Here is a 23,681-nt window from a genome sequence, read left to right as displayed (position 1 = left end):
CGGCGAGCGCCGTGGCCAAGCGCCTGGAATGCCCGAGTGTCGCCACGTCCACCTCGGCGGCCGGCCGGGAACCGTGCCCGGGGCGGTGGATCCGCCGCCCGCCGAGCCCCGCCTCGGCGGCCAGCCCGCAGAGCAGCGCGCCGGCCGCGGCGAACTCCATCGCGGACAGGTCGTCGGCCGGGCGGTCCAGCCGGGGCAGCTGCTCGGTCAGCACCTCCAGCCCGCGATGCAGGTAGCCGCCCAGCGCGCAGAAGCGCAGGTGCGCGGCGAGCAGCGGAAACGCGGCCCGTTCCCGGCGGTGCCGGCGGTACGCGCGTACGTGCGCCCGGGCCGCCTCGGTCACCGCGCCGGTGCGCAGCCACGGCAGCAGCCCCACGGTGAGCGCCCGCTCGGGCTGGTCGGTGCAGGTCGTCGCCACTGTCGCGGCGGTCTGCCGTTCGGCCCGCCGGGTCGGTGGCCCCTGCGGCTCGACCCAGCCGGTCAGCGCCGGCGCGAGCGCCGCCAGCGCCGCCTCCGGGTCACCCCACCCGGCCAGCAGGTCGGCCCGCCGCGCCGGGGCGCACCCCGCACAGCCACCACCGGGTCCGTCGCGTCGGCGGCCGACCAGCGTTCGTACGCCCGGCGGGCCGCCGGCTCGTCGCCGAGGTGGTCGGCGACGCGGCAGCGCAGCTCCGCGACCGGCGCGGCGTCCTCGCCCAGCTCCCCGGCGAGCGTGTCCAACAGGGACCGGGCCTGATCCAGGCCCACCCGGGGCGTGCCGAACAGCGCCTCCACCGCCTGCCGCTGGTGCCGGCGCAGCCGGGTCAGCTCGTCGGGCCGGGCGTCCAGCAGCCCGGGGTGCCGGGCCACCGTCTCCCGCATCCGCCGCACCGGCTCCACCGCGCGCCACCGCTCACCCAGGTGCAGGTACGCCTCGACCAGCGCGAACCGCGCCGACAGGGCGGTACGCGGGTCACCGGTGGCGTCCGCGCGGGAGGCGATCCGCTCCAGCTCGGCGCAGCGCTCCTCGCCGTCGGGCCGGTCCCGGGCGTCGGCGAGCGCGGCGGCCAGCCCCCGGTCGCGTGCCGTGGTCATCGGAGCGTCCCGCCGGTCAGCTCGGCGACGGCGGCGGCCAGCTGACAGCCGGTGGTGACACCGCAGTCGACCAGCCGGTCGAGCTGGTGCGGTGTGACGCCGCGCTCCAGGTCGGTGGTGACCTCGCCGCAGATCTGGGCCGACCCGTCGTCGGCCACGTGCACGTACGCCTTGGGCCAGAGCCGGTCGTGGTTCCACCTGTTGCAGAAGGCGTGCAGCTCGGGCACGTGCTCGATGCCGAAGTGCGGCGCCACGACGGTGCGTACCTGGAGCAGCTCACCTGCCGCGCCCCGGCGGTGGAACCAGATCAGGTTCCGTTCCCAGCGGCCCACGAGCGCGCCGTCGGGCTCCTCGACCACCGCGTACCCCCGGTGGGCCAGCACGGCGGCGATCAGCTCGCCGGTCAGCGGGCGCAGCGCCTGGGGGTGTCCGGTCAGCGGACCGTCCGGACCGTCCTCGATCTCCGGCGACGCCATCGGGCATCCCTTCTGAGGCGAATAACACAAACGACGGTCCGACCCGTGCTGCGACGCGCGGACACGACCCGGAAAAGCGGCGTTCCACCGGGTGCCGCCGTTACCGTGACTCTATGGCGGGCCGTACCTCTCAGGCGAGCCGGCGGCGCGGCGCGTCGCCGCGTGGCACCACGAACAACCGCGCCCGGCAACCGGCGAAGAAGGCGGCGGCGCGGAAACCGGCGCGGCGGCCGGCGCGCCGCGGGCCGGCCCCGGCCGCGTTCGTCGGCCGCGCCGCGGGCGCCGTCTGGATGGGACTGGCCCACACGGTGGGCTGGGCGTTCCGGGCCGCCGGCCGGCAGGCCGCGTCCACCCGGGAGCTGGATCCGGAGCACCGCCGCGACGGCGCCGGGCTGCTGCTGTTCGGCCTGGCCATCCTCAGCGCGGTGGGCATCTGGGGCGGCGGCGCCGGGCCCGTGGGCCGGCACCTGGCCGACACCGTACGGCTGTTCATCGGCGCCATCTCGATAATCCTTCCGGTGCTGTTCATGGTCGGCGCGTGGCGGCTGATGCGGAGCCCGGCCGACCCCGAGCACCGCGGTCGCGGCCTGGTGGGCTGGGGCTCGATGATGCTGGCGACCGCCTCGATGCTGCACATCGGGCAGAACCCGGTCGACGAGGTCCAGCGCGACTACGCCGGCGGCCTGATCGGCGCGGGCGTGGGCGACGTGCTGAAGTCGGCGGTGACCGCGTGGGTGGCGATGCCGCTGCTGCTTCTGCTGCTGGTGTTCGGCCTGCTCGTGGTCACCGCGACCCCGATCAACAAGATCCCGGAGCGGCTCGGCCTGCGCGCCGACCCGGCCGCGCCCGAGGACGATGAGGAGGAAGCCGAGGCCGAGGCGGCGGCGAAACCGGCCCGTAAGCGGCCGGCGAAGCGGATGCCGTCGCCGCTGGAGCCGCTGGACCCGGACGACGAACTGGCCGGCGTCGACCTCCAGGAGACGCTCGTGCTGCCGCGCAAGCCGCCGCGGGTGCCGGCGAACCGCAAGCCGGTCGAGCCTCCGGAGCACTCGCCGCTGCCCACCCGCGCCGAGCAGCTCGCGCTCACCGGGCTGGCCGGCGACTACACGCTGCCGCCGGCGAACCTGCTCGGCAGCGGCGCCAAGCCGAAGAGCCGGAGCAAGGCCAACGACGAGGTGATCGCCGCGCTGACCGGCGTCTTCGAGCAGTTCGACGTGGACGCCGCGGTCACCGGGTTCACCCGCGGCCCGACGGTCACCCGGTACGAGGTGGAGCTGGGCCCGGGCGTGAAGGTCGAGCGGATCACCCAGCTGTCCCGCAACATCGCGTACGCGGTGAAGTCGCCGGACGTGCGCATCCTCAGCCCGATCCCGGGCAAGAGCGCGGTCGGCGTGGAGATCCCGAACACCGACCCGGAAAACGTGTCGCTCGGCGACGTGTTGCGCTCCCGCGAGGCGACCAGCGACCACCACCCGATGGTGGTGGCGCTCGGCAAGGACATCGAGGGCGGCTACGTGGTGGCCAACCTCGCGAAGATGCCGCACATCCTGATCGCGGGCGCCACCGGCGCGGGCAAGTCGAGTTGCCTCAACAGTCTGCTTGTGTCCATTTTGACCCGGGCCACGCCGGACGAGGTGCGGCTGCTGCTGATCGACCCGAAGCGGGTCGAGATGACCGGCTACGAGGGCATCCCGCACCTGGTCACGCCGATCGTGACCAACCCGAAGAAGGCGGCCGACTCGCTGGAGTGGGTCGTCCGCGAGATGGACATGCGTTACGACGACCTCGCCGCCAACGGGGTCCGGCACATCGACGACTTCAACCGCAAGGTGCGCAACGGCGAGATCAAGGCGCCGCCGGGCAGCGAGCGGGAGATGCGGCCGTACCCGTACCTGCTCGTGATCGTGGACGAGCTGGCCGACCTGATGATGGTCGCGCCGCGCGACGTGGAGGACTCCATCGTCCGGATCACCCAGCTCGCCCGCGCCGCCGGCATCCACCTGGTGCTGGCCACCCAGCGGCCCTCGGTGGACGTGGTCACCGGCCTGATCAAGGCGAACGTGCCGTCCCGGCTCGCGTTCGCCACCTCCTCGCTCGCCGACTCGCGGGTCATCCTGGACCAGCCCGGCGCGGAGAAGCTGCTGGGCCGCGGCGACGGCCTGTTCCTGCCGATGGGCGCGTCGAAGCCGCAGCGCATCCAGGGCGCCTGGGTCACCGAGCGCGAGATCGCCGACGTGGTCAAGTTCTGCAAGGACCAGCGGGAGCCGGAGTTCCGTCCGGACGTGCTCGCCCCGGCGCAGGACAGCAAGAAGAAGATCGACGAGGACATCGGCGACGACCTGGACCTGCTCGTGCAGGCGGTCGAGCTGGTGGTCACCTCGCAGTTCGGGTCGACCTCGATGCTCCAGCGCAAGCTGCGTGTCGGTTTCGCCAAGGCGGGCCGGTTGATGGACCTGATGGAGACCCGCGGCGTGGTCGGGCCGTCCGAGGGTTCCAAGGCCCGCGACGTGCTGGTCAAGCCGGACGAGCTGGAGGAGGTCCTGGCCGGCCTGCGCGGCGGCGAGGACTGACGACCCACGACGGACGACGGCGGCCCCCACCGTCAGGTGGGAGCCGCCGTCGGCGGTTTCCGGCTCAGTTGAGCAGCGCGGCGACGAGCACGGCGCCGATGATCGCGCCGACCACGCTCGCGGCGGCGGCGTACCAGCCCAGCGGCTTGTCGCCGAGGACGGCGCCGACGATGCCGAGGATCAGGCCGAGGACGCCGAAGATCAGCGGGGACAGGAAGATCGCGAGAGCCGCGAAGACGAACGCGATGATCGTGCAGATCCGGGCGGCGTTGGTACGCGGACGGGCGCTGGCGTGGATGTCGGCCATGGGGTTCCTCCGTGAGTGATCTCGCTACCGGTCAACGAAAGATCCGGTACCCCGGCCGCCGCGTCGTCCAAACCGGATGCGGCATCGATCAGGCGAACAACTTCAATCCGATCACGCCGGCGACCACCAGCAGCAGGCAGGCCACGCGCGGCAGGTTGACCGGCTCGCCGAGCGCGAGCATGCCCACCAGCGCGGTGCCCACCGCGCCGATGCCGACCCACACCGCGTAGCCGGTGCCGACCGGGATGTCGCGCAGCGCGTACGCCAGGCCGGCCATGCTGCCGACGAGCGTGACGCCGAAGACGGCGGAGGGGAGGGGACGGGTGAAGCCGGCGCTGCGATCGAGCGCGATCGCCCACGCGGTCTCCAGGAGTCCGGAGAGCACCAGTACGAGCCAGGCCATGAGATCACCTCTGACGGGCGGGCCCGGCGTGGAGCGGGCCGGGCGACGGTCGGGTCACGCGGGGCGTCTTGGCCTGACCGGGTACGCCCACCACTCGTCCGGGACGGCCCGCGGGCCGTCGTGGCCGACGGTAGCACCGGCCGGGCGGAACGGGCGGCGGGGTGAGAAAGCCCACCATGGGTGGAGTTGACGTCAACTTCAGGTTGCACGATGGAAGGCATGACCGTGCTCTTCTCCGACGACGACGTCGCGGCCGCCGTGGACGCCCCGCTCACCGTCGCGGCCATGCGGGACGCGCTGCTGGCCGCATACGCCGGGCGGCTCATCGCCCCGCCCCGGGCGTCCGCGCCGCTGGGCGGGGGCCGGATGGTGCTCACCGCCGGGCACCTGACCGGGCAGTGGTACGGCTTCCGCTCCTACGACACGTTCGGCCACCCGGAGAGCGGTCAACTGGTCGTGCTGCACGACGCCACCACCGGCGCGGTACGCGCCATCGCCGTCGGCGAGGAGCTGGGCTCGCGGCGTACCGGAGGACTCGGTGGCGTGGCGGTGGACGCCCTGGCCCGCGCGGACGCCGCCACGCTCGGCGTGGTGGGCTCCGGCCGGCAGGCGTGGACCCAGGTCTGGGCCGCCGCGGCGGTCCGGCCGCTGCGCGAGGTGACCGTGTACAGCCGCTCGGCGGCCCGGCGGGAGGCGTTCGCCGCCCGGGTCCGCGCCGAGCTGGGCGTGCCGTCCCGCGCCGTCGGCTCGGCCGCCGCCGCGGTGCGCGACCGGGACGTGGTGGTGCTCGCCACCACCAGCACCGTCCCGGTGATCGACGCCGCCGACCTGTCCCCCGGCACGCACGTCAACACCGTTGGCTTCAAGCAGACCGACCGGCACGAGTTCGGCCCCGACCTGCTCGACGCCGCCGACCTGCTGGTCACCGACTCGCTGGGGCAGGCCGCCGCGTACGTGCCGCCGATGCTCGCCGCCGTCGAGCCGTACGCCGGTCGGTTGCGCGACCTGGGCGCGGTGCTGGCCGGGGCGGTCCCCGGCCGGACCGGCGCGGACCAGATCTCGGTCTTCTGCTCCACCGGTCTGGCCGGCACCGAGGTGTTCCTGCTCGACCGGCTGGCCCGCGTGGCCGCTCCCGCCCGCTGAGCGTGCCGGACGGGCGGCGTGGCGGTACGGAACCGGCCCGGTACCCTCGGATGGTGTCTGCCACCTCCTCCACCCCGCAATCCGACGGGCGCCGGGTCGCCCTGCTGACCCTCGGCTGCGCCCGCAACGAGGTCGACTCGGAGGAGCTGGCCGCCCGGCTGCACGCCGACGGATGGCAGGTCACCACCGACGGCGAGGGCGCCGACGTGGTGGTGGTGAACACCTGCGGCTTCGTCGAGAAGGCCAAGCAGGACTCGATCCAGACGCTGCTGGCCGCCGCCGACACCGGCGCGAAGGTCGTCGCCGCCGGGTGCATGGCCGAGCGGTACGGCCGTGAGCTGGCCGACAGCCTCCCCGAGGCGCAGGCCGTGCTCAGCTTCGACGACTACCCGGACATCGCCGCCCGCCTCGACTCGGTGCTCGCCGGTGAGGCGATCGGCGCGCACACCCCCCGCGACCGGCGGGAGCTGCTGCCGCTGACCCCGGTGAAGCGCCGCGACGCGGCGGTGTCGCTGCCCGGGCACGGCACCCCGGCCCGGGTCGCGCCGGAGACCGACGCGCACACCCCGGCGCACCTGCGGCAGGTGTTGCGGCACCGGCTCGACACCGGCCCGGTGGCCTCGCTGAAGCTCGCCAGCGGCTGCGACCGGCGCTGCGCGTTCTGCGCCATCCCGGCGTTCCGCGGGGCGTTCGTCTCGCGTACCCCGGACGAGCTGCTCGCCGAGGCCGAGTGGCTGGCCAAGACCGGCGTCCGCGAGCTGGTGCTGGTCAGCGAGAACTCCACCTCGTACGGCAAGGACCTGGGCGACCCGCGCGCGCTGGAGAAGCTGCTGCCGCAGCTCGCCGCGATCGACGGCATCGTGCGGGTCCGCGCCAGCTACCTCCAGCCCGCCGAGACCCGGCCCGGCCTGGTCGAGGTGATCGCCACCACGCCCGGCGTGGCCGCGTACTTCGACCTGTCGTTCCAGCACTCCAGCGAGCCGGTGCTGCGCCGGATGCGGCGCTTCGGCTCCACCGACCGGTTCCTGGAGCTGCTCGCCTCCGCCCGCGCGCTGGCGCCGGACGCGGGCGCGCGCAGCAACTTCATCGTCGGCTTCCCCGGCGAGACGAAGCAGGACGTGGCCGAGCTGGTCCGGTTCCTGACCGAGGCGCGGCTGGACGCGATCGGCATGTTCGACTACAGCGACGAGGACGGCACCGAGGCCGCCGGCCTGGCCGGCAAGGTCTCCGCCGCCACGATCAAGCGGCGGTACGACAAGCTCAGCGCGCTGGCCGACGAACTCTGCTCGCAGCGCGCCGAGGAGCGCCTCGGCGCGACGGTGGAGGTGCTTGTGGACTCGGTCGCGGACGGCGTGGTGGAGGGGCGGGCCGCCCACCAGGCGCCCGAGGTCGACGGCTCGACCACGCTCGTCGCGCCGGTCGGCGGCGGCGTCGACCTGGCCGCGTTGCGCCCCGGTGACCTGGTCCGGGCCACCGTCACCGCCACCGAGGGCGTGGACCTGGTCGCCGTACCGGATGAGATGATCTCGGCGGCGCCCGGCGCGGTACGGTGACGGCGGGCCCGGACGAAGCGGGGAAGCCACGTGGGGCGATGCGGGACATGACGGGAGCGGAGTCGACGGCGGCCGCCCCCGTACCGCTGCTCAACGCGGCGAATGTGCTGACCGGCGCGCGCCTGGTGCTGGTGCCCGTCTTCGCGGCCACCGTGGTCGCGTCCGCGATGACCCACGCGGGCTGGCGGATGGCCGCCTGCCTGATCTTCGTGGTGGCGTCGGCGACCGACCTGGTCGACGGCTGGATCGCCCGCCGGTTCGAGCTGGTCACCTCGCTGGGCAAGGTCGCCGACCCGATCGCCGACAAGGCGCTCACCGGCGCCGCGCTGGTGCTGCTCTCCGTCTACGACCGCCTGCCCTGGTGGGTGACTGTGGTGATCCTCGCCCGTGAGCTGGGCATCACCGCGCTGCGCTTCTGGGTGATCCGGCACGGCGTGATCGCGGCCAGCCGGGGCGGCAAGGTCAAGACGGCGCTGCAGATCCTGGCGATCACCTGGTACCTCTGGCCGATGCCGGAGGCGCTCGCCGCGATCGGCCCGTGGATCATGGGCGCGGCGGTGGTGGTCACCGTGGTCACCGGGTTCGACTACATCGCCCAGGCGTTGCGGCTGCGGCGTCCGGCCCGTTGACCCGGGCAGCCGGCTCGTCGCTCCGGGCGGCCGAAGAGTAAGCCGCCCTGGCGCGGGAAGAGAGGGCGGGCATGGACACCGACGAGAGACACCAGCGGCCCGCCGGCAACCCGGCGGCCTCCGTCGTGCACCGCCTGCACGAGTGCGGCCAGACGCTGGCCACCGTCGAGTCGCTGACCGGCGGGCTGCTCGCCGCGGCGGTCGTGGAGATCGCCGGGGTCAGCTCGATCTACCGGGGCGGCATGGTGGTCTACGCCACCGAACTCAAGGCGACGCTCGCCGGCGTACCGGAGGACCTGCTGGCCGAGCGCGGCCCGGTCGATCCCGACGTGGCCGCCGCCCTGGCCGAGGGCGGACGGCAGCGGTGCGGCGCGGACTGGGGCCTGGCCACCACCGGCGTCGCCGGGCCGGAGCCGCAGGACGGCAAGCCGGTCGGCTTGGTCTACGTGGCGGTCGCCGGGCCGGACGGCACGCAGGTGCGCCGGCTCGACCTCGACGGCGGCCGCGACCACATCCGCTCGGCCGTGGTGATCGAGGCGCTGCGGCTGCTCGCCGACCGCATCCAGCTCCCCGAGGACGCCGACGCCGCCGAGGCGGCGGGGGTCGGCCCCCGATGAGCCGGCCCGGCGCCGACACGCCCGGCCGCGGGCCCGCCGGCCGGCCGATCCGCACGGATTTTCAGAGGCGGGGTGGGATGTCGTCGTGGCAACCAACGGGTACGGTTGCGGGAAGGCTCCGACGGTCGCCGTCGGCGCCGGAGCGGTTTCCGCGTCCGGCGCCCGGCGCGGCTCGGCCGGGCATGGTGGTCCCGTCCAGGGGGAGGTGCGATGGTCCTGCTACGCCGGGTGATCGGTGACGCGCTGCGGACACGCAGGCAGGGGCAGCACCGCACCCTCCGCGAGGTGTCGTCCGCCGCCAACGTCAGCCTGGGCTACCTGTCCGAGATCGAGCGCGGCCAGAAGGAACCGTCGAGCGAGCTGCTGGCCGCCATCTGCGACGCGCTCGGCGCCCGCCTGTCGGAACTGCTGCGCGAGGTGAGCGACACCGTCGCCCTCGCCGAGCAGATGCCCGGCGTGCTGGTCCCGGTGGCCGACGAGCCGGCCCCGGTGGCCACGGCCGCCGTGCGTAAGGCGACCAACCGCGGTGTCCGGCAGGTCACCACCGACGGCGCGGTCGCCGTCCAGGTCCGGCAGGACTCGCCGCTCAAGGCCACGCTGCGCAGCACCCGGGTACGCCCCGCGGAGCGGGACGTGGTCTGCGCCGCCTGACCCCGGCTGTCGCGTCGTGGGCGGTGCTGGCGTCCGCGTCGTACTGTTGATCAGGAGCGTACGGGTGCCGGAGTGGCGTCCGGCTGGAACGATGTAGGCGCGACGCTACTGAGGGGACGAGGCGGAGATGGCTAACCCGTTCGTCAAGGGTTGGAAATACCTGATGGCGCTCTTCGGCGCGAAGATCGACGAGCACGCCGATCCGAAGGTGCAGATCCAGCAGGCCGTCGAGGAGGCGCAGCGCCAGCACCAGGCGCTGGTGCAGCAGGCGGCCGCGGTGATCGGCAACCAGCGCCAGCTGGAGATGAAGCTGTCCCGGCAAATGACCGAGGTGGAACAGCTCCAGGGCAACGCGCGGCAGGCGCTCGCAGTGGCCGACCAGGCCCGGGGCCGGGGCGACGAGGCCGAGGCCGGGCGCTACGAGCAGACCGCCCAGATGCTGGCCACCCAGCTGGTCTCCGCCGAGCAGGCCCTGGAGGACCTCAAGACGCTGCACGACCAGGCGCTCGGCGCGGCCGCCCAGGCCCGCAGGGCGGTCGAGAACAACTCGATGATCCTCCAGCAGAAGCTGGCCGAGCGCACCAAGCTGCTCAGCCAGCTGGAGCAGGCCAAGATGCAGGAGAGCGTGGCCCGCTCGCTGGAGTCGATGTCGTCGCTCACCGCACCCGCCAACACCCCGTCGCTCGACGAGGTCCGCGACCGGATCGAACGCCGCTACGCCACCGCCATGGGCCGCGCCGAGCTGGCCGGCAACTCGGTCGAGGGCCGGATGCTGGAGATCCAGAAGGCCACGCTCGACTCGGCCGGATCGGCGAGACTGGAACAGATCCGGTCGAGCATGGCCGGCGAGCAGCTCGGTGGCCGGCAGGAGACCCCCGCCGTCGGGCAGCCGGCCGACCCGGCCGCCGCGGCCCGGCTCGACGAGATCCGGGCCAGCATGAGCCGGGAACGCGGCACCGGGGAGAGCACGACCGGCTGACGGAGGGGCGGACACCATGGCGGACGAACGGGCCCGACACTTCCGCAGGTTGCGCAGGCTGCGCAACTCGGCGCGACGGTGGAGCGTGCTGGCCGGCGGGCTCGGCGGCGCCGCGGCGGTGCTCACCCCGTACGCCGGACTGGGCCTGCCGGACGCGGCCTGGGCCGGCGCCGCGGGCAGCGCCATCGCGATCGCCGCCTGGCGCTGGGCCGACCACCGGGCGCTCGCAGCAGTGCCGGCGCCGCCCGCGCTCGACCCGGCGGAGGCCGCCGCCCGCTCCCGCGCCCGGCTGGTCGCCGCCGTCGAGCGGCTGCCCGTCGGGCCGGGTGTCCTGGCCGAGGTACGCCGGGTCCGCTCCCGCATGGCGCTGCGCGGCACCGCCGCGGCCGAGCCGTGGGCACGGCTGGACCGGGCCGCGCTCACCCTGGCCGGGCTCGCCGGACGGCTGACCGGGCTGGCCGAGCCGGCGGTCCGGGAGGCGGCCGAGGCCGATCGTTCGCTGCGTGAGCTGGCGAACCGGGTGGCGGGCGTGGAACGCGCGGCGAAGCTGACCCCGCAGAGCACGCTGGACGAGGTGCACGCCACGCTGGTGGCCCAGTTGGAGGACGGGGTGGCCGCGTACGAGCGGCTGGTGGTGGCCGCCGCCGGCTACGTAGCCGAGGACGCCCGTCCCGACACCGCGCACCCGGCCGCCGCGCGGCTGACCGAGGCCACCGACCTGCTGCACGGGGTGGCCTCGGCCCTGGCCGAACTCCGCACCCCCCTCCGAGCCCCCCAGCCCGGCCGCTGACCGCCCCGCGCGCCGATCCCCCGCGCGCTGATCGTCCGCGCGCTGATCGTCCCGCGCGTTGATCAAGGAGTTTGTGTCCTGAGGCGGGCCGAATCCGTACACCAACTCCTTGATCACCGGCGCGGACAGGGGGGCGGGCGGAGGGCTTCGGTCTGCCCGGGCGGGCAACTCGTGGTCAGGCACCCCCACACCCGCCCATCGCCCCGCCAGCCCCGGTGATCATGAGGTTGGCGGTGTTGTTGATCTCGGAAACTGCCGTCAACTTCATGATCGACCCTGAGAGGGAGGGCTAGGTGGGGGTGGTTATGGGGGTTGGTGGGGTCCAGGGGGACGTGCCAACCACGTTCGTCGTGCGTACTCGGTAGTAGTAGGTGGTGGAGCGCGCCAGGCCGGTGTTGGTGAAGCCGCGGCCGGTGACGCGGAACGTGGCCGGCTCCCTGGTGAACGCGGCGTCGGTGGCGCGCTGCACGATGAAGCCGGCGCCCGGTCCGGCCGGCGTCTCGGCCGACCAGCTCAGCGTCACGGTGGCGGTGTCCGGTCCCGGCGCGCTCGCGATGACGCTCACCGCCGTGGGCGTCGTCGGCCGGGCCGGGGTGGTCACCCGGGCCACTGTCGACCAGGGGGACGCCGCGCCGAGGTACGTCGTGCGTACCCGGTAGTAGTACGTGGTGTCCGGCGCGACGGCCGGGTCCACGTGGTTCTCGCCCACGGCGATGGCGGTGGTCCCCGGGCCGCTGCTGAACGTCGGGTTGGTGGCGCGCTGCACGTCCACACCGGTGGCGAAGGAGTGGTTCGCCCAGCGCAGCGCCACCCGCAGCGGCGCGGTCGGCGGCACCGCCGCGGTGAGCCGGGCCGGCGCGGCCAGACGCACCGCCGCCGGTACGGCATTCGACCAGGACGAGCAGCTCACCGCGTTCTCGGCGCGGATCCGGTAGTGGTAGGTGACGCCGGGGGTGACTGTCGCGTCGGTGTAGCGGGTCGCGGTGGCGGCCACGGTGATCTCGGTCAGCCCGGCGGTGAAGGCGCTGTCGGTGGCGCGTTGCAGCAGGTGGCTGGTGGGCACCGGGCGGCTGCCGTTGCCGGTCCAGGTCAGCGCGATGGCGGGCAGCGCGGTGGCGCTGCCGGGCGCCGGGGTGGCGGTCAGCCCGGTGGGCGCCTTGGGTGCCACCCGCAGCACCAGCGGACGGCTCATGCCCTGGTCGCGCAGTCCCGCCGAGCGGGTCTGCCAGCGGTACTCCCAGCCCAGGTTGACGAGTTGGTTGACCACCGTGGCGGGGCGGCCGTCGGCCGGGCTGACCGGGCTCGCGTCCAGCCGCGCGCCGGCGGGCCGGGACGGGTCGAGCAGCCGTACGCTGTCGCTGATCTTGAACGGCAGGGGCGGCGGTACGGGACGCAGCGCCACCACGACGTCCTCCCGGGGGTTGACCCGGACGGTGTCCTTCCAGCCCAGCTCGCCCGGCTCGGGCGGGCGCAGCGTGCCGTCCCAGCCGACCCGGTTGACCAGTTGCACGTCGCAGCCCTCGATGTGCACCGGATGGGTGCGCGGCGCGTCGCCGACGATCCGCCACAGTTGCGTGCCGTCGCCCGGCGCGCCGACCGGCACGGCCGGGTCGGTGGCGTGCAGCACCTCGGTGGCGGGTCCACCGGGCCCAGCGGCAGCGTGGCCGGCAGCAGCGGCCCGCTGACCGGGTGGCCGACTCCGAGGCGGCCAACCGCGCGGCCGTGCCGGGGCTCGAACACCTGCCCGACCGACTTCACCGCCAGCGGCAGCGTGACCGGGGCCGCCGCGCCGGGCGGGGTGAACGTGACCGAGCCGTCCCGCGCGCCGACGAGCGTCGGACGCGGCGTGTGGGTGCCGAACGCGGCGTCGTACGCCGGTTGCGGCACGATCGGCGGCGGCTGGCTGTGCGCGTACGCCCCGGGTAGTCGGTCGGCGAGCCGGCGCGTGTCGTACGGCTCGGCCGGTGTGCCGGTGACCCGGATCTGGAGCAGCGTGCGGGTGTTCGGGCCGTAGCCGGGCCGGGTCGGCGGCAGCCCGCCCGAGCCGGTCCGGTCGGGCGCGCCGGTGTGGTGGTCGTAGCGCGTGTCGAACCGGGGCAGCGGCGCGGGGCAGTCGTTGTAGAGGATGAGCGTGCTGCCCGGCGGCACGGTGGCGAAGTCCACGATCACGTCGGCCCGCTCGCCGGGGGCCAGCAGCAGCGCGTGGCCGTCCACGTTGAGCACCGTCGGGTCCTGCCTGTCGTAGCGGTAGTCCACCGGCCGGTTGGCGAGCACCACCGGGGCTGGGAGCAGGCCGCTCTCGTTGCCGATCTGGATCAGGTCGGGTCCGGCGGCGGCCGGGTCGGGCACGCCGCCGTCGCGCCCGTCCACCGGCCAGTACGCGGGCCGCCCGGGTGCGCGTACCGCCTCGACCATCGGCACCTCGCCGGCGTCCGGGTCGGCCGGGCTGCCGTCGTCGGCCCACATCGGGCCGTTTGAGGCGGCCCGGTAGAGCTGCAGGTTGAGTGCCCGGTCCGCGCAGGCGTTGAGGATCCGGAACCGGTACGCGCGCGGGGCGACCTCCAGGTACGGGTAGGCCACGCCGTTGACGAGCGGGGTGTCCCCGTACGCCTCGGGCACCGCCGACGGGTGCGGCACGGCGGGCGCCAGCGGCGGCTCGTCCGGGTCGGCGTCTGGGTCGTGGTGCGGGTTCGGCACCGGGGCGACCCACGGGCTGGCGCCGCCGTCCGGGTCGTGGGTCCACGGGCCGTAGTCCCAGCGGCCGGTGGGGTTGCCGCCGGTGAGCCGGTACGGGTTCTGCCGGGGCTGGTAGACGTGGGGGTGCCAGAGGCTGCCCTTGGCGCCCCAGCGGTCCCGGTCCCAGGTCGGGTCCTGGGCGGCGAGTTGCGCGTCGTCGGGTACGAACGTCTTGTCCTCGATCACCAGCGGGAACTGTTCCGCGGGCAGCACGCCGTCGTCCACGAGGCGGTCCTCGGCGGGGTCGGTGAGCAGGTACAGCGCGATCTGCCCGGAGTAGACGGTGAGCCGGGACAGGCCGAGCGTGTTGTCGTGCAGCCACATCAGCCGGCCGCTCTGCTCGTTCGGGAAGTACAGCGTGGTGGCGCCCGCGCCGGGCGGCGGCATGTCCGGCACCGGGGTGACACCCACCCCGGCCGGGTACGGGGTGATCTCGCCGGCCGGGGTCACCCACTGCCACGGGTTGCCGGCGCTGATCCACCCGGTCTGCGCGCCGGACAGGTGCGGCACGGCCCGGTTCTGCGGGTACGGCGCGGGACCGTCCAGCGGGCCGGCGCCGGCCCCGTCGACGGTCTCGTCCACCGGCAGGAACAGCTCGCCCGCCCGTCCGGTGGGGAGTTGGTTGATGAACTTGATCCGGACCGGGCGGCCCCGCCGCGCGACGATCATCGGGCCGAGGTGCCAGGGGCGGTCCGGCGGGCTGACCGTGTTGTGGCCGGCGGCGTCGGTGCCCAGGTTGAGCTGCCGGTAGCCGCGCAGCCGGGTGGCCGGCAGGTCGCGGTGCAGGCGCTGCGCGTACTCCTGGAGGCCGATCTCGTAGTAGTCGCAGCCCGGCCAGGTGATGGTGTCCGGGACCGCTACCGGCAGGCGGGCGCCGAGCCCGTCGGTGGCGGGCTGCCCTGGTAGCGGCAGCGGGTCGACGAACTTGCGGATGCCGGTGCCGGGCGCCGGGCGGCCGTCGGCGTCGAGCGTGGGCAGCGGGCTGGCGGCGGTGTTCGGCACGGGGCCGAACAGGCGCGGGACGGCGGCCGGGTCCAGGCTCGCCGGGGTGGTCCCCGGCTCGTCGTCGCCGGCGCGCGCGGCGGGAACGCCCCGCGCCGCGGAACCGGTGAACGCGGTTTCCTCGGCGACTCCGGCCCGGTCCGGCCGTCCCGGCCGGAGTCTGCGGAACAGCACCATGGCTCTCCCCGGGGTCGGGGCGCGCCGGCCGACACCCCGGCGTGGCGGGCGTACGCGCTGCTGACGATCGGTGAGCGGTCAATCGCAGCATGCGACGCCACAGGGGTGGGACGGAAGTACCCAATCGTCCCTATTCTCGGCGATCTTTGGCGTTTCGTGGAAGTTCCACGTCAGGAACGGTCGGGCTGGCAGACCGGGCACCAGTAGGTGACCCGCTCACCCAGCTCCTCCTTGCGGATGGCCGTCCCGCAGCGCCGGCACGGCTGGGCGCGGCGGCCGTAGACGTAGCTGGTCCCGCCCCGGCGCAACACCCCGGTCGTGCTCTGCGTCCAGCGGCCCCGGTTCGCCGCGAGCAGCCGCTGCGCCAGCGCGACGGTGCCCGGCAGGTCCGGCACCGCGCCCACCGGCGTCCACGGGGACACCCCGCGCAGGAACAGCACCTCGCACTTGTAGAGGTTGCCCACCCCGGCGAGGTTGCGCTGGTCGAGCAGCGCCTCACCGATGGTGCGTTCCGGCTCGGCCGCGAGGCGGCGTACCGCCTCGTCGGCGTCCCAGTCCGGGCCGAGCAGGTCCGGGCCGAGGTGACCGACGAGCGACAGCTCCTCGGCCGTCGGCACCAGCGCCAGCTCGTGCAGGTGGTAGCCGACGGCGACCGCGCCGGGGGAGCGGAGCACCACGCGGATCAGGTGCGCCGGCCGCGCCGTCCAGCGCTCACCCGGGGTGTACGCGCGCCATGCGCCGTCCATCCGCAGGTGCGAGTGCAGCGTCCACTGCGCTGCGGTGGGCGCGGTGAGGCGCAGCAGCAGGTGTTTGCCCCGGCTGGCCGACTCGCGCACGGTCCAGCCGGTCAGGTCGGTGGCGGCGAGCTGCGGCACGCGGAAGTCGGACCCGGTGAGCCGGGCCCCGGCCAGCGCGCGATCCAGGACGCGCGCGGTGTTCCAGACGGTGTCGCCTTCGGGCACTCCGCCATTGTTCCCTACCGAACAGAATTCGCATGTGTCGCCATTTGTACTGAGGTTCCACTTGATCAGCGGAAACGCAACGATCAGGGGGTTCTGAGGAGAATGCTGATGGCTCATTCCGGACGTCGTATCGTCGTCGCCCTGACTGCCCTGCTCACCGTGGCCACCGGACTGCCCGGCACGCCCGCGTCGGCCGCGCACCCATCCACCGCCGTGCCGGCTCGCGCCGGCGCGCCCGACCCCGAACGCTGGTCCGTCGACCTCGCCGTCGCCGGTGGCGACGACGTCAACGTCGCCTGGCGTTCCGGCCGCCTCCGGCTGGCCGATCCCCGCCCCTCCGCCCGCACCCGCCCGGCCGCCGTGGCGGTCCGGTCGCCGAGGGCATCCTGCTCTCCGCGCCGCGCGTCCTGGACCGGCCCGCCACCCGGGTACGCGCCCGGCTAACCGCCCGCACCGGCGACGGGGGTACGGCGGTGGCCCAGGTGCGCGGCTGGCGCGCCCGGGGCTGGACCGAGTGGCGCGACGCCGCCGAGGCCGTGTTCGACGAACCGGTCCGCCGGGTGCAGGCGCGCGTCGTGCTGACCACCCGGGACGCCGCTCGGAGGCCACCGTCACCGGGCTGACGCTCGCCGCCGACTCGGCCGCCACCACGGCGGTCCAGCCGGCCGCCCCGCTCACCTACCGGGTGTACGCGACCCGGATCGGCCTGGTCGGCGGCACCACCGCGAACGGGCACACCGTACGCGCCCGGGACCACTTCGCGGCGCTGCCCAGCCGGCGCGGACTGTCCCCGCGTGGCACCGGCGACTACACGGTCAAGGTCTGCACCACCAGCGGAGGCCGCTGCGAGTACGCCCCGGTCTGGGACGTCGGCCCGTGGAACACCCGCGACGACTGGTGGAACCCGTCGTCGATCCGGGAGAACTGGAAGGACCTGCCGCGCGGGCGGCCCGAGGCCCAGGCGGCGTACCAGAGCAACTACAACGGCGGGCTGGACCAGTTCGGACGCACCGTGCGCAACCCGGCCGGGCTGGACCTGGCCGACGGGACGTTCTGGGACGGGCTGCGGCTCACCGACAACGCGTGGGTGGACGTGACGCTGCTGTGGACAGGTGGCGGGGCGCGAGCGGTCGTCGGCTCCGGGCCGCTGAACCTGCGCGCCGGGGCGGGCACCTCGTACGCGAGCCGTGGCCTGGCCGCCACGTACGCCCAGGTGCCGGTGCAGTGCTACGTGACCGGGCAGAAGATCACCGGTACCTATCGCACCACGACGAGGTGGTACCGCCTGGTCGGCGGCACCTACGTCAGCCACGCGTACCTGTCCTCGATCTACGGCGGCACCGTCCCCCGCTGCTGACCCTGCCCTCTCGCCCCCTGACCCCCGTTGATCTTGCAGTTTCGGCCCTTTCGGTGGGGCATTTGTCCTCTGTGCCGGGGCGCCAACTGCAAGATCGCGGGGGTCAGGGGTGGGGGGTGGTGAGGGTGAGGAGGGCGCCGGGGGTGGTGTGGAGGGTTTCTGCGGCTCGGCCGCTGTTCACCGCTATGGCGACCAGGCCGGCGGAGTCGACGTAGACCACCAGGGCGCCGGGCGGGGCGTCGCCGAACGTGCGGCCGTGGACCGCCTCCCGGCCGTTCACCAGCACCCGGGGCGGCAGGCCGTCGAGCAGCGTGCCCGGCGCGGCGAGCTGGACGTTGCCGAAGTGGTCGACGGTCAGCACCTCGGCGGTGAGGCTGCCCGGCTCGGCGCGGACCACCGGTTCCGGCAGCCGGACCAGCGTGCCCGGATCCACGGCCGGACCGGCCTCGGCCAGTGGCGCGCCCAGCGCCAGCCGCGCGGCGACCGGCGCGAACACGTCCCGCCCGTGGAACGTGCGGGAGACGGCCGGGCCGAGCCAGTCCGGGTTGGTCAGCTCCACCACCGCGCTCACCCCGCCGAGCGCCTCGGCGGCCGGAAGCAGCAGCCCGTTGTCCGGCCCGACCAGCAGCCCGCCGGGCGCGGCCAGCGCGATGCCGCGCCGCGCGGTGCCGACACCCGGATCGACCACCGCCACGTGCACGCCCCACGGCAGGTACGGCACTGTCTGCGCGAGCACGGCCGCGCCCCGGCGTACGTCGGCCGGCGGCACCAGGTGCGTCACGTCGATCACCCGGACAGCCGGGGCGAGCCGGGCCAGCACCCCGTGGCACGCCGCCACGAACCCGTCGGCCAGCCCGTAGTCGGTGGTCAGCGAGACACAGCTCGGAACGTCGCCCGGCGTGGCGCGGCCCTGGCCCGCGGAGACCGGGCCGCTCATCGCCGGTCCGCCACGGTCAGGCGCCGGGCCAGGCGCAACTCGTCGTGCAGCGGGATGCCGTCCGCCCCGACCTCCGGGATCGTCGGCTTGACCGCGCGGGCCCGGTCGACAGCGCCCGCGTCCACAGCGACGATCCGCAGCCCCCGGCGCTGGTAGAAGCGCAGCGCGCCCAGGTTGTCGTTCGTCGTGACCAGCCAGATCCGGTCCGCCCCGGCGGCGGTGGCCGTCTCCTGCGCGGCGGCCAGCAGGGCGGTGCCCGCGCCGTTGCCCGGTGCCGCCGCGGCCAGGCTGACCACCTCCAGCCCGTCGGCGTCGACCCGGTACGCCAGCGCCCCGGCGAACCCGCCGGTCTCGTCCACCGCCACCAGCGCGGGCAGGTCACGCAGGTCGTAGCGGGTGTCGTGGACCACCACGATCGGCCCGCCCCACTCCCGCTCGTGCAACGCCGCCAGCGCCGCGCGGTCCTCGTCGCGCGCCTGGCGTACCCGGATCGAGGCCATCGGCACACCCTAACCGGGGCGGCCGGGCCCTCAGCCGCGCAGCCGCAGGCCGCGCGGGGTGGCGCGGAAACCGGCGGCGGTGAGCGCGTCGCGCAGCGGGGACGCGTGCACGGCCTCGCCGTCGGCGCGTTCCACCGAGATCGCGCCGAGCGCGCCGGAGTGCACCGCGTCGGCGAGCGCCTTGCCGGCGGCGCCGAGCGTGTCGGTGTCGTCGGTGAACGACAGGATCGTCCGGCCGCCCCGCTCCACGTACAGCACCACGTCACCACCGACCAGGACGACCAGCGCGCCCGCCTTGCGCCCGGCCCGGTGCCCGGTGGCGGGGGCCGCGCCGTCCCCGGAGTCGACCACGCGCTCGGGCCAGGGCAGCGCCGCGCCGTACGGGTTCGCCGGGTCGGTGGCCGCGAGCCACCGCCGGGCCGCCCCGGCCCTGGGAGTCGTCGGCGAGCGCCCGGATCCGGTCGACCGCGCCGGGCACCGCGAACTGTGCCGCGCCCAGCCCCTCCACGAAGTAGCCGCGCCGGGCCGCCCCGCGTTCCTCCAGCGCGGACAGCACCGGGTAGACCCCGGCGAAACCACCGGTGACCTGTTCGGCCACGACCGCGCCCCGGGTCACCACGCCGTGCCGCTCCAGCAGCAGGTCGGCGAGCGCGGCGGCGCGCCGGGTGGGATCGCTGTCGCGTTCGGGCAGCCGGGACCAGCGACCGGCCATTGTGGGCGGACCGCCCCGGCTGGGCAGCGCCACCCGGCCGGGCCGGCGGTAGCGGGTGCGCGGCGCCGACGGCCGGGACCGGTGCGCCCCGCCCGCGCCGACCGCGGCCCGCAACGGGGCGAGCGTGTCGTTGGTGAGGTGACCGGCCCACACCAGGTCCCACACCGCGCCGGACAGGGCGGCGTCGTCGGTGGCGCCGACCCGGTCGGAGAGCGACCGGAAGAACAGCGCCTGCCCGTCGGCGAGCGCGTCGAGCACTGATTCGTGCAGCGGGGTCAGCGTCAGCGCCTCGTCCGGCGGGGGAAGCAGCAGCGGGGCGACGTCGGCGTACGCGAGCGTCACCCACCCGTCGCCGCCGGAGATCGCGCCCGCGCCGGCCCACACCACCTCACCACTGGCGCACAGCTCGTCGAGCTGGGCAGGGGAGTAGTCGGCGACCCGGGCGGGCAGCACCAGGCGTTCCAGCGCGGACGCCGGCACGTTCACGCCCTGCAACTGTTCGAGGGCGGCGGCGACCGCCTCGACGCCCCGGGCCGACGAGCCGACCTGCTGCCAGCGGGGCAGGAACGTGGCGAGCGCGCGTGGCGGCACCGGTTCGATCTCCCGGCGCAGGGCGGCCAGCGAGCGGCGGCGCAGCAGGCGCAGCACCTCCGCGTCGCACCACTGCGTGCCCACCGTGTCCGGGGCGAACTCGCCGGAGACCACCCGGCCGTTCGCCGCGAGCCGCCGCAGCGCCTGCTCCACCACGAACACACCGAGCCCGAACCGGGCCGCGCAGGTGGCCGCCGCGAACGGGCCGTGCGTGCGGGCGTACCGGGCGACCAGGTCGGTGAGCGGATCGGCCACCGGCGCGAGGTACGCCTCGGCGACCCCGACGGGCAGCGCCACGCCGAGCGCGTCGCGCAGCCGGGCGGCGTCCTCCACGACCACCCAGCGGTCCTCGCCGGCGATCCGGACCCGCAGCACCCGCCGCGCCGCCGCCAGCTCGTCGGCCCAGGACTCCGGCACGCCCCGCTCGGCCAGCTCGGCGCTGCTCAGGTCACCGACCACGCGCAGCAGCTCGACCACGTCCTCCGGGTCGCGGGGCCGACGCTGCTCGGTGCGCCAGCGCAGTTGACGGGCGGTCTCGGCGAGCACCTCCGGGTCGAGCAGCTCCCGCAGATCGACCCGGCCGAGCAGTTCGCCGAGCAGCCCGGAGTCGAGCGCCAGCGCGGCGGCCCGCCGCTCGGCCAGCGGGGCGTCGCCCTCGTAGAGGAACGCGCCGACGTACCCGAACAGCAGCGACCGCGCGAACGGCGACGGGCGCTCGACTCCACCTCGACCAGGCGTACTTGCGGGCAGCCAGGTCACGCATCAACTCGGCCAGAGCGGGCTGGTCGAAGACGTCCTGGAGGCACTCGCGGGCGGCCTCCAGCGTGACCGGGAAGTCGGCGTACTCGCGGGCACGTCGAGCAGTTGCGCGGCCCGCTGGCGTTGCTGCCACAGCGGCTGCCGCCGCCGGGGGTCACGGCGGGGTAGCAGCAGCGACCGGGCTGCGCACTCGCGGAACCGGGACGCGAACAGCGCGGACGTGCCCACCGACTCCTCGACCAGCTGGGCGATCTCGTCCGGCTCGAACACGACCACGTCGGCGCCGGGCGGCGTCTCGGCGGTGTCCGGCAGGCGCACCACGATGCCGTCGTCGGAGGGCATGACCTGGGCGTCCACGCCGTACCGCTCGGCCAGCCGGCGGCCGATCGCGAGCGCCCACGGCCCGTTGACGCGCGCGCCGAGCACCGAGTGCACGGCGAGCCGCCAGTCGCCCAGCTCGTCGCGGAACCGTTCGACCACCACCGTCCGGTCGTCCGGCAGCGACCGGGTGGCCGCCTTCTGCTCGCGCAGGTAGTTCATCAGGTTGCCGGCGGCCCAGTCGTCCAGCCCACCGGCGCGCAGCGCCGCCACCGCGTCGGCGTCGGACTGCCGGAGCAGCGCCCGGACCCGGGCGCCGATCGCCCGGCCCAGCTCGACCGGACGGCCGAGCTGGTCGCCCTTCCAGAACGGCATCCGGGCCGCCTGCCCCGGCGCGGGGGAGACGAGCACCCGGTCGGGCGTGATCTCCTCGATCCGCCAGGACGACGAGCCGAGCAGGAACACGTCACCCACCCGGGACTCGTAGACCATCTCCTCGTCCAGCTCACCCACCCGGGCGGCCCGCTCGGCGCCGGCCAGGAACACACCGAACAGGCCCCGGTCGGGGATGGTGCCGCCGCTGGTCACGGCGAGCCGCTGGGCGCCGGGCCGGCCGGTCAGCACGTCGGTGGCGCGGTCCCAGACCAGCCGCGGCCGCAGCTCGGCGAACGCGGTGGACGGGTAGCGCCCGGAGAGCATGTCGAGCACCGCGTGCAGCGCCGAGTCGGGCAGCTCCGCGAACGGCGCCGCCCGGCGGACCAGCACGGCCAGGTCGCCGAGCCGCCACGGCTCCAGCGCCACCATCGCGACGATCTGCTGGGCCAGCACGTCGAGCGGGTTGCGCGGGTAGTGCAGCTCCTCGATCGCCCCGGCGCCCATCCGCTCGGCCACCACCGTGCAGGAGAGCAGGTCGCCCCGATGCTTGGGGAAGACGACGCCGCGCGAGACCGCGCCCACCTGGTGCCCGGCGCGACCCACCCGTTGCAGCCCGGCGGCCACGCTCGGCGGCGCCTCGATCTGCACCACCAGGTCGACGGCGCCCATGTCGATGCCCAGCTCCAGGCTGGACGTGGCGACCACGGCGGGCAGCCGCCCGGACTTGAGCGCCTCCTCGATCTGCTTGCGCTCCTCCCGGGACACGCTGCCGTGGTGCGCCCGCGCGATCACCGCCGGCGCCCCGGTCGCCGCGCCGGACTGCGCCATCACCTCGGCCGGCTGCCGCGGCGCGCGCACCGGCCCCACCGGCCCGCCGAACGCCTCCGCCCCGCGCCGGGCCCGGCTCCCGTCGGCCGGCCCGCCGCCGGACATCGGGCCGAGCCCGTCGGCGTCGTCGAGCCCGGCCTCGTCGCCGGCCGGCGGGCCGTCGACGCCGGGCAGCAGATCGGATACGCGCACCGGCTCCCCGCCCCGGGCCACGCGGCTGCCATCCGGGGCGGACGCCGCCTCCAACTCCTCGGCGGCCAGCTCGTTGAGGCGGGCGCAGAGCCGTTCGGCGCTGCGCCGGGAGTTGGTGAACACGATCGTGGAACGGTGCGCGCGGATCAGCGAGAACACGCGTTCCTCGACGGCCGGCCAGATCGAGGGGCGGCGGGGAGCGAGGCCGCCGAGGTCGTCCTCCGGTGGCTCCTGCTCGTCGAGGCGGGTCATGTCCTCCACCGGGACCTGGACGCTCACCTCGATGGTCTTGTCGGCCGGCGGCTGCACCACGTCGACCGGGCGGGCGCCGCCGAGGAAGCGGGCGCACACGTCGATCGGCCGGACCGTGGCGGAGAGCCCGATCCGCTGGGCGGGCCGCTCCAGCAGCGCGTCGAGGCGTTCCAGGGACAGCGCGAGGTGGGCGCCGCGCTTGGTGCCCGCGACCGCGTGCACCTCGTCCAGGATGACCGTGTCCACGCCGCGCAGCGATTCGCGGGCGGCGGAGGTGAGCAGCAGGAACAGGGACTCGGGCGTGGTGATGAGGATGTCCGGCGGGGTGCGGGCGAAGGCGCGGCGCTCGTCGGCCGGGGTGTCCCCGGTTCGCATGCCGACGGTGACGTCGGGCGGCGCCAGGCCGAGCCGGGCGGCGGCCTGGCGGATCCCGGTGAGCGGGGCGCGCAGGTTGCGTTCGACGTCGACGGCGAGCGCCTTGAGCGGGCTGACGTAGAGCACGCGGCAGCGTCGGCGGGGGTCGGCCGGCGGCGGTTCCTTGGCGAGCCGGTCCAGTGACCAGAGGAAGGCCGCGAGCGTCTTGCCGGAGCCGGTCGGCGCGACGACCAGGGCGTTGCGCCCGGCGGCCACCGAGTGCCAGGCGCCCTGCTGGGCCGGGGTGGGCGCGGCGAACGCCGCGGTGAACCACTCCCGGGTCGCCGCGCCGAACTCCTGGAGCACCCCGCCCGACCGGGTCACCTCGTCCGCCACGACCCCATCCTGCCGCGCCGGTGTGACATCCGGCCGCCTCG

At 75.2% G+C, this 23,681-nt stretch carries 18 protein-coding genes, 3 pseudogenes and 1 riboswitch; of the genes and pseudogenes, 11 read left to right on the top strand and 10 right to left on the bottom strand.

The genetic code is table 11. The features are described 5' to 3' along the window. The 3 genes and pseudogenes from MCBG_RS35180 to MCBG_RS12600 all read right to left on the bottom strand — a co-directional run. A pseudogene (locus MCBG_RS35180) lies at positions 1-418 on the bottom strand (YbjN domain-containing protein); the annotation flags it as partial. Positions 419-480: 62 nt separating this feature from the next. Next, positions 481-1,074: a hypothetical protein gene (locus tag MCBG_RS35175; RefSeq protein WP_369799302.1), complete on the bottom strand. Its 594-nt coding sequence runs from the start codon at positions 1,072-1,074 to the stop codon at positions 481-483. Beyond that, on the bottom strand, positions 1,071-1,550 hold the full coding sequence (locus tag MCBG_RS12600; RefSeq protein ID WP_043325784.1) for a type III secretion system chaperone family protein: 480 nt from the start codon (positions 1,548-1,550) through the stop codon (positions 1,071-1,073). Before MCBG_RS12600 ends, MCBG_RS35175 begins: the two co-directional genes overlap by 4 nt. Positions 1,551-1,663: 113 nt before the next feature. On the opposite strand from MCBG_RS12600, the gene MCBG_RS12595 reads away from it, so the two are divergent. Then, complete coding sequence (locus MCBG_RS12595) at positions 1,664-4,120, top strand: FtsK/SpoIIIE family DNA translocase (RefSeq protein WP_043325782.1); 2,457 nt, start codon at positions 1,664-1,666, stop codon at positions 4,118-4,120. 64 nt (positions 4,121-4,184) lie between these two features. On the opposite strand, the gene MCBG_RS12590 is transcribed toward MCBG_RS12595, so the two are convergent. Together MCBG_RS12590 and MCBG_RS12585 are read right to left on the bottom strand one after the other, a co-directional pair. Continuing rightward, complete coding sequence (locus MCBG_RS12590) at positions 4,185-4,427, bottom strand: hypothetical protein (RefSeq protein ID WP_043325780.1); 243 nt, start codon at positions 4,425-4,427, stop codon at positions 4,185-4,187. 88 nt (positions 4,428-4,515) lie between these two features. Further along, the gene (locus MCBG_RS12585; protein WP_043325778.1) at positions 4,516-4,830 is read right to left on the bottom strand and encodes a DMT family transporter; all 315 of its coding nucleotides are present in this window, start codon (positions 4,828-4,830) and stop codon (positions 4,516-4,518) included. A 57-nt stretch (positions 4,831-4,887) separates the two neighbouring features. Then, a riboswitch (guanidine-III (ykkC-III) riboswitch) is annotated at positions 4,888-4,953 on the bottom strand. A 96-nt stretch (positions 4,954-5,049) separates the two neighbouring features. On the opposite strand from MCBG_RS12585, the gene MCBG_RS12580 reads away from it, so the two are divergent. The 7 genes from MCBG_RS12580 (at position 5,050) to MCBG_RS12550 (ending at position 11,192) form a co-directional block, all read left to right on the top strand. Then, positions 5,050-5,973 carry an ornithine cyclodeaminase family protein gene (locus tag MCBG_RS12580; RefSeq protein WP_043325777.1) on the top strand — a complete coding sequence of 308 codons (924 nt, stop codon included), beginning with the start codon at positions 5,050-5,052 and terminating at the stop codon, positions 5,971-5,973. A 50-nt stretch (positions 5,974-6,023) separates the two neighbouring features. Next, complete coding sequence (gene rimO, locus MCBG_RS12575) at positions 6,024-7,526, top strand: 30S ribosomal protein S12 methylthiotransferase RimO (protein WP_043325775.1); 1,503 nt, start codon at positions 6,024-6,026, stop codon at positions 7,524-7,526. A gap of 47 nt (positions 7,527-7,573) precedes the next feature. Beyond that, the gene (pgsA, locus tag MCBG_RS12570; protein WP_030503388.1) at positions 7,574-8,155 is read left to right on the top strand and encodes a CDP-diacylglycerol--glycerol-3-phosphate 3-phosphatidyltransferase; all 582 of its coding nucleotides are present in this window, start codon (positions 7,574-7,576) and stop codon (positions 8,153-8,155) included. 71 nt (positions 8,156-8,226) lie between these two features. After that, positions 8,227-8,772 carry a CinA family protein gene (locus MCBG_RS12565; protein WP_043325772.1) on the top strand — a complete coding sequence of 182 codons (546 nt, stop codon included), beginning with the start codon at positions 8,227-8,229 and terminating at the stop codon, positions 8,770-8,772. A 210-nt stretch (positions 8,773-8,982) separates the two neighbouring features. Beyond that, complete coding sequence (locus MCBG_RS12560; protein WP_043325770.1) at positions 8,983-9,423, top strand: helix-turn-helix domain-containing protein; 441 nt, start codon at positions 8,983-8,985, stop codon at positions 9,421-9,423. 127 nt (positions 9,424-9,550) lie between these two features. Next, complete coding sequence (locus tag MCBG_RS12555) at positions 9,551-10,402, top strand: PspA/IM30 family protein (RefSeq protein WP_030503385.1); 852 nt, start codon at positions 9,551-9,553, stop codon at positions 10,400-10,402. 16 nt (positions 10,403-10,418) lie between these two features. Then, complete coding sequence (locus MCBG_RS12550; protein WP_043325768.1) at positions 10,419-11,192, top strand: phage shock envelope stress response protein PspM; 774 nt, start codon at positions 10,419-10,421, stop codon at positions 11,190-11,192. Between the two features lie 289 nt (positions 11,193-11,481). Here MCBG_RS12550 and MCBG_RS12545 read toward each other — a convergent pair. Both MCBG_RS12545 and MCBG_RS12540 read right to left on the bottom strand, forming a co-directional pair. After that, a pseudogene (locus tag MCBG_RS12545) lies at positions 11,482-15,107 on the bottom strand (multicopper oxidase domain-containing protein). Between the two features lie 170 nt (positions 15,108-15,277). Further along, the gene (locus MCBG_RS12540) at positions 15,278-16,069 is read right to left on the bottom strand and encodes a DNA-formamidopyrimidine glycosylase family protein (RefSeq protein ID WP_064447098.1); all 792 of its coding nucleotides are present in this window, start codon (positions 16,067-16,069) and stop codon (positions 15,278-15,280) included. A gap of 108 nt (positions 16,070-16,177) precedes the next feature. On the opposite strand from MCBG_RS12540, the gene MCBG_RS34015 reads away from it, so the two are divergent. From MCBG_RS34015 to MCBG_RS34005, 3 genes are all read left to right on the top strand, one after another. Beyond that, entirely contained in the window at positions 16,178-16,513 is a 336-nt protein-coding gene (locus MCBG_RS34015; RefSeq protein ID WP_223201203.1) for a hypothetical protein, read from the top strand. Between the two features lie 29 nt (positions 16,514-16,542). Then, positions 16,543-16,692 carry a hypothetical protein gene (locus MCBG_RS34010; protein WP_223201202.1) on the top strand — a complete coding sequence of 50 codons (150 nt, stop codon included), beginning with the start codon at positions 16,543-16,545 and terminating at the stop codon, positions 16,690-16,692. Between the two features lie 62 nt (positions 16,693-16,754). Then, complete coding sequence (locus tag MCBG_RS34005; protein WP_223201201.1) at positions 16,755-17,426, top strand: hypothetical protein; 672 nt, start codon at positions 16,755-16,757, stop codon at positions 17,424-17,426. Between the two features lie 103 nt (positions 17,427-17,529). On the opposite strand, the gene MCBG_RS12530 is transcribed toward MCBG_RS34005, so the two are convergent. The 3 genes and pseudogenes from MCBG_RS12530 to MCBG_RS12520 form a co-directional block, all read right to left on the bottom strand. After that, positions 17,530-18,363: an SAM hydrolase/SAM-dependent halogenase family protein gene (locus tag MCBG_RS12530; protein ID WP_051611192.1), complete on the bottom strand. Its 834-nt coding sequence runs from the start codon at positions 18,361-18,363 to the stop codon at positions 17,530-17,532. After that, positions 18,360-18,863, bottom strand: a complete 504-nt coding sequence (locus MCBG_RS12525) for a GNAT family N-acetyltransferase (protein ID WP_043325767.1) — start codon at positions 18,861-18,863, stop codon at positions 18,360-18,362. Before MCBG_RS12525 ends, MCBG_RS12530 begins: the two co-directional genes overlap by 4 nt. A gap of 30 nt (positions 18,864-18,893) precedes the next feature. Further along, positions 18,894-23,640: pseudogene (locus MCBG_RS12520) on the bottom strand (DEAD/DEAH box helicase). Between the last annotated feature and the right edge of the window lie 41 nt (positions 23,641-23,681).

The sequence above is a fragment of the Micromonospora sp. M42 genome, assembly GCF_000568915.1.
Taxonomy (GTDB): Bacteria; Actinomycetota; Actinomycetes; order Mycobacteriales; family Micromonosporaceae; genus Micromonospora; species Micromonospora chalcea.
This window is presented reverse-complemented; position numbering and strand designations above follow the sequence as displayed.